Below are 6,138 nucleotides of genomic sequence, written 5' to 3' on the forward strand. Positions count from 1 at the left end.
TCAGCGGGACAGGCCGTGGGGATGGGCCACACGTTCGCGCAGCACGCGTTCAAAATGGCCGGGATCATGCGCTTGCAGCACAGCGGCTTCGCGCGGCAAGTGAAAGTCCCACAGCCGTGAGATCCAGAAACGCAGCGCACCGGCCCGCTGCATCGCCGGCAGCAGCGTGCGCTCTTGCGGGGTCAGGCGGCGCACTCCCTGGTAGGCAGCCAGAAAGGCATCGGCCCGCGCCGCATCGTGCGCGCCACTCGCCAGCTCGACGCACCAGTCGTTCAGGCTGACGCCGATGTCAAACAAAAAGCTGTCGCAGCCAGCGAAATAAAAATCAAAAACCCCGGTCAGCTCCGGCGCGCCGCCCTGGCTGTCAAACATCACGTTGTCCCTGAACAGGTCGGCATGGATGGGCCCGCGCGGCAAGGCCTGCCAGCTCGACGAGGCCGCCACATGGTTTTGATAGGCCAGCTCGGACTGGATCAACCGGCTCTGCGCTTCGTTCAGATGCGACAGCACCACCGGCACGGTCTCGTTCCACCAGGCCAGTCCACGCAGGTTGGGCTGGCTGCGCGGGAAGTCGCGCCCGGCCAGGTGCATGCGGGCCAGTGTTTCACCGACTGCGGCGCAATGCGCGGGCGTGGGCGTCAGCTCGCTGCGGCCGCACAGGCGGTTCACCACAGCGGCGGGTTTTCCCTTCAGGCGCAGCAAGATGTCACCGGGCTTGCCGCCAGCGCCATCGGCTACCGCAATGGCATGTGGCTCGGGCACCGGGATGCCGTGCTGCGCCAGGTGTTTCATCAAATGCAGGTAAAACGGCAATTGCTCAAACGTCAGGCGCTCGAACAGCGTCAGCACATACCGGCCCTGGTCGGTGTCCACAAAATAGTTGGTATTTTCGATGCCGCCAGCGCAGGCGCTGAGGTTTTGAAGCTGTCCCAGCCCGAGAGACTGCAAAAGAGCGGCGGCCTCGTCAAACGAGACTTCGGTGTAAACGGCCATGCCTGAAGCTAACAGGCGCTAAAACTTCAGCACGTTCCAGACACGGCTGCCGGTGGCACCGACGCCCGACTTGGACGGGGCCGTGCCGCCGCCCTTGGTGGCGTCGGTAGGCAAGACTTCATAGGCGGGGACATCGGCCTTGGGCTGCACCGTGATGCTTTGCGTCTCGCCGCCAACGCGCACTTCGTCGATGCGCGAACCGGCATCTTCCGTGCGGATACGCTGGATTGCCGCGTCTGGCCGGCGGCTGGTCGGGTTGGTGCCGGGCTGCAGGGCGGTGGTGGGGGCCGCTGCCGGGGCGCTTGCCGCCGTCTGGGCCAGGGCCGGGGCGCCGGCCAACACCGCAGCGGCGCCGGCGAGCAGAAGGGGGCAAATTGAGTGGTGCATGGGTGCATTGTAGGGTGGCGGCGCGGTCATGGATAGAGCGCGCAAAACGGTGACAATCAGGCCCATGAGCACCGACAAAAAAACCTTGCTGCTGGTGGACGGCTCCAGCTATCTGTACCGCGCTTTTCATGCCATGCCCGACCTGCGCGCCGACCCCGGCGACCCGGCCAGCCCGGCGACTGGCGCGATACGCGGCATGGTCAACATGATGCAGAAGTTGCGCAAGGATGAGCGGGCTGACTATGCTGTCTGTGTTTTCGACGCCAAGGGGCCGACCTTCCGCGACGCGCTTTATCCCGACTACAAGGCCCAGCGCTCGCCCATGCCCGACGATTTGCGCAGCCAGGTCGCGCCCATCCATGAGGTGGTGCGCCTGCTCGGCTGGAAGGTGCTGGACGTGCCGGGTGTCGAGGCCGACGATGTGATCGGCACGCTGGCCTGCATGGCGTCGAAGCAGGGTATTGAGGTCATCATCTCCAGCGGCGACAAGGATTTGAGCCAGCTCGTCGATGAACACATCACGGTGATCGACACCATGAATGACAGACGCCGTGACCTGGCCGGTGTTGAAGCCGAGTTCGGCGTGCCGCCGCGCCTGATGGTGGACTACCAGACCTTGGTCGGCGACGCCGTGGACAACGTGCCGGGTGTGCCCAAGGTCGGACCGAAGACGGCGGTCAAGTGGCTGCTCGAATACGGCTCGCTCGACGCGTTGGTGGCGCGCGCCGACGAAATCAAAGGGGTGGTCGGCGAGAACCTGCGTCAGACCCTTGGCTGGCTGCCGAGAGGCCGCGAGCTGCTGACCATCAAGAAGGACTGCGAGCTCGTGGACTACATCGACGGCCTGCCTGCTATGGAATCCATAGCTATGGGGCCACAACAGACAGGGGATCTCAAGGATTTCTATCAAAAGTATGGGTTCAAGGGCCTGGTCCGGCAGATTGACATTGAAAACACGTCGCCCGAGCTGATCAGCGCACCCGAGGGCCGGCATGCCCAGCCCAAGGCCAAAGCCGCCGATACCTCCTCGCCCGGCCTGTTCGATGAGCCGGCAGTCACAGACGCTCCGCCGCTGGCCGAACGCACGACCAACCTGCACTACGACACCGTGCTGAGCTGGGAGTTGTTTGACACCTGGCTCGCAAAAATCGAGGCTGCCGACCTGGTCGCGCTGGACACCGAAACCACCTCGCTTGACGAGATGCTGGCGCAGATCGTCGGCCTGAGCTTCAGCGTCAAGCCCGGCGAGGCCGCCTACATTCCGCTGACGCACGACTATCCCGACGCACCCGCGCAACTGCCGCGTGACGAGGTGCTGGCGCGGCTCAAACCCTGGCTGGAAAACCCGGCCAAAGCCAAGCTCGGCCAACACGTCAAGTACGACCGCCATGTGTTTGCCAACCACGGCATCGAGGTCCAGGGTTATGCGCACGACACCATGCTGCAAAGTTATGTGCTCGAAGTGCACAAGCCGCACGGCCTGGCCAGCCTGGCCGAGCGCCATGTCGGCCGCAGCGGCATCAACTACGAAGATCTGTGCGGCAAGGGCGCGCACCAGATCAAGTTCAACCAGGTTGATATTGCCAAGGCCGCTGAATATTCGTGTGAAGACTCGGACCAGACGCTGGACGTGCACCGCGTGCTCTGGCCTCAGGTGCAGGCCAACGAGAAGCTGCGTTTCATCTATGAGCTCGAGATGCAAAGCAGCGAGGTGCTGTACCGCATCGAGCGCAATGGCGTGCTGATCGACGCACCCATGCTGGCCACCCAAAGCCACGAACTCGGCCAGCGCATCCTTCAGCTCGAAGCCGAGGCCTATGAGATTGCCGGTCAGCCCTTCAACCTGGGCAGCCCCAAGCAATTGGGTGAAATTTTCTTTGACAAGCTGGGCATGCCGGTGATCAAGAAGACCCCGAGCGGCGCGCGCAGCACCGACGAAGAAGTGCTGGAAAAACTCGCCGAGGACTACCCGCTACCGGCCAAGCTGCTGGAGCACCGGTCCCTGAGCAAGCTCAAGGGCACCTACACCGACAAGCTGGCGCAGCTCGCGCTGCCGCGCACCGGCAGGGTGCACACGCATTACGCGCAGGCCGTGGCGGTGACAGGACGTTTGTCGAGCAACGACCCGAATCTGCAGAACATCCCGGTGCGCACGCCTGAAGGCCGGCGTGTGCGCGAGGCTTTTGTAGCGCCTGCCGGCAGCGTGATCGCCAGCGCCGATTACTCCCAGATCGAGCTGCGCATCATGGCCCACCTCAGCGGCGACGAAGCCCTGCTGCGCGCCTTCACCGACGGCCTGGACGTGCACAAGGCCACGGCCGCCGAGGTCTTCAGCGTGGACCTGGCCCAGGTCAGCAGCGAACAGCGGCGCTACGCCAAGGTCATCAACTTTGGCCTGATCTACGGCATGAGCAGCTTCGGCCTGGCACGCAACCTGGGGATTGAGACCAAGGCGGCTGCGGCCTATATCGACAAGTATTTTCAGCGTTACCCGGGCGTCAAGAACTACATGGAGCAGACCGTGGTGTTTGCGCAGGACAACCATTTTGTCGAAACCGTGTTCGGCCGGCGCCTGTACCTGGCCGAGATCAACGGTGGCAACGGCCCACGCAAAAAAGCTGCCGAAAGGCAGGCCATCAACGCGCCCATGCAGGGCACAGCCGCCGACCTGATCAAGCTCAGCATGGTCAAGGTGCAGCAGGTGCTGGATGCGGAAAAACGCGCTACAAAAATGATCATGCAGGTGCACGATGAACTGGTCTTTGAAGTGCCCGAGGCCGAAGTCGAATGGGTGCGCAGCGAAATCCCGCGCCTGATGGCTGGTGTCGCCGAACTCAAGGTGCCGCTGCTGGCCGAGATTGGCATCGGCCCGAACTGGGAACAGGCGCACTGAGATGGACCAGGCGGCGCAGGTCCGGCAACTTTTTGAGAGCGGCTGGGCGCTGCACCAGAAGCAGCAGTTGCCAGAGGCCCTGGCGCTGTATGCGCAGGTGCTGCAGCTCCAACCCCAACACTTCGATGCGCTGCATCTGTCGGGCATTGTGGCGGCCCAGACCCGCGACCTGCCGCGCGCCCGCCAATGGATGAGCCAGGCCATCAACGCCCATCCCCGGCATGCCGTGGCTTATGTCAACCGGGGCGCCGTGCTGCAAGACCTTGGCGACTTGCAGGCGGCACTGGACGACTACGACAGCGCGCTGGCGCGGCAGCAGGGCCAGCCCGGCGAGGCCGACAGCCACCACCACCGCGGCAATGTGCTCAAGGCGCTCAGTCGGTATCCCGAAGCGCTGGAAAGTTTTGACCGGGCGATAGCGCTTGAGCCGGGTCGTTCGGCCTTCCACAACAACCGTGGCATCGCGCTGCGCCTGCTGGGCCACTATCTGCAGGCCCTGGCCGCTTTTGACCAGGCGCTGGCGCTGGAACCCGCCTATCCGCAGGCGTTCAACAACCGCGCCAATACCCTGAACAACCTGGGCCGTCACCAGGAGGCGCTGGAAAGTTATGACCAGGCCATCGCCTTGCAGCCGGGCTTCGCTACTTTCCACACCAACCGCGGCAATATTTTGCAGGAGTTGCGCCAGCCGCAGGCTGCGCTGCAAAGCTACCGGCAGGCCACGCTGCTGGACCCCGTGGATGCCCACGCGCACTGGAGCCTGTCGCTGTGCCTACTTCAAAGCGGTCAGTTTGAAGAAGGCTGGGCCGCTTACGAATCCCGCTGGGAACGCGCGGAATACCGCCACCGAAAAAGCGCGCACTTCTCGCGGCCGCGCTGGCGGGGCGATGAGCCTGTGCAGGGGAAAACCATCCTGCTGCAGGGTGAGCAGGGCTTTGGCGACACGCTGCAGTTTTGCCGTTATGCCGCCGAGGTGGCGCGGTTGGGCGGCGAGGTTTTTCTTGAAGTGCAGAAGCCACTGTGTAGCCTGATGCAGGGGCTGGCAGGCGTGCATCAGGTGATTGCGGTCGGTGACGCGGTGCCGGCCTATGACCTGCAATGCCCGCTGCTGAGCCTGCCGCTGGCCTTCAATACCCGGCTGGACACGATTCCCGCCGCTGCGTCCTACCTGCGCGCCGACCCAAAAAAAGTTGCCCAATGGCAAGGCAGGCTGGGGCCGCGCACCCGGCCCCGCGTCGGTCTGGTCTGGAGCGGCAGCAGCGGCCACCAGAACGACCGCCAACGCAGCATCGCGCTGGCGGAGTTTCTGACACTGCTGCCCGAAGGCGTGCAGCCGGTGAGCCTGCAAAAAGACGTGCGTGAGGCGGACCTGCCGGTGCTGCAAAGCCGGTCGGACCTGGTTCACTTTGGCGATGCGCTGGTCGACTTCAGCGACACCGCCGCGCTGTGTGCGCTGGTGGATGGGGTGGTGTGTGTGGACACCAGCGTGGCGCATCTGGCCGGCGCGCTCGGCAGGCCAGTGTGGCTGCTGCTGCCGACCAATCCAGACTGGCGCTGGCTGCTGGACCGGCCCGACAGCCCCTGGTATCCCAGCGCCCGTTTGTTCCGTCAGGCGGTGCCGGGGCAGTGGGGCGATGTGTTGCAGGAGGTCAGGCAGGCCTTGATGCGTTTGTCCAGTCAGGGGCGCTAAGGAAGCGTTGAACAAGTCCCCTGCGGCGCGCGATCAGCCGGGCTCGGGCGGTCTGCTGCGTTGATTTTCTGGCCAATAGCCAGCTATTGGATGCGAAATCCGCCTTGGCAAGCCCAACCCGATCCGGCTGCCGCGCCTCCGCAAGGACTTATTCAGCGCTTCCCTAACGCCGCTT

General features: G+C 64.2%; 4 protein-coding genes. 2 read left to right on the forward strand and 2 right to left on the reverse strand.

The window, feature by feature from the left end; genetic code table 11:
* Positions 1-993, reverse strand: a complete 993-nt coding sequence (locus tag Q8O29_RS17295; protein WP_305565035.1) for a homoserine kinase — start codon at positions 991-993, stop codon at positions 1-3.
* 18 nt (positions 994-1,011) lie between these two features.
* Positions 1,012-1,380, reverse strand: a complete 369-nt coding sequence (locus tag Q8O29_RS17300) for a hypothetical protein (protein ID WP_305565037.1) — start codon at positions 1,378-1,380, stop codon at positions 1,012-1,014.
* Between the two features lie 64 nt (positions 1,381-1,444).
* Here Q8O29_RS17300 and polA point away from each other — a divergent pair, with 64 nt between their 5' ends.
* Both polA and Q8O29_RS17310 read left to right on the forward strand, forming a co-directional pair.
* Positions 1,445-4,273, forward strand: a complete 2,829-nt coding sequence (polA, locus tag Q8O29_RS17305) for a DNA polymerase I (protein WP_305565039.1) — start codon at positions 1,445-1,447, stop codon at positions 4,271-4,273.
* A gap of 1 nt (position 4,274) precedes the next feature.
* Entirely contained in the window at positions 4,275-5,963 is a 1,689-nt protein-coding gene (locus tag Q8O29_RS17310; RefSeq protein ID WP_305565043.1) for a tetratricopeptide repeat-containing glycosyltransferase family protein, read from the forward strand.
* The last annotated feature ends 175 nt before the right edge of the window (positions 5,964-6,138 follow it).

It is taken from the genome of Polaromonas sp. (genome assembly GCF_030689685.1).
In the GTDB taxonomy this organism is placed as follows: domain Bacteria; phylum Pseudomonadota; class Gammaproteobacteria; order Burkholderiales; family Burkholderiaceae_C; genus Polaromonas.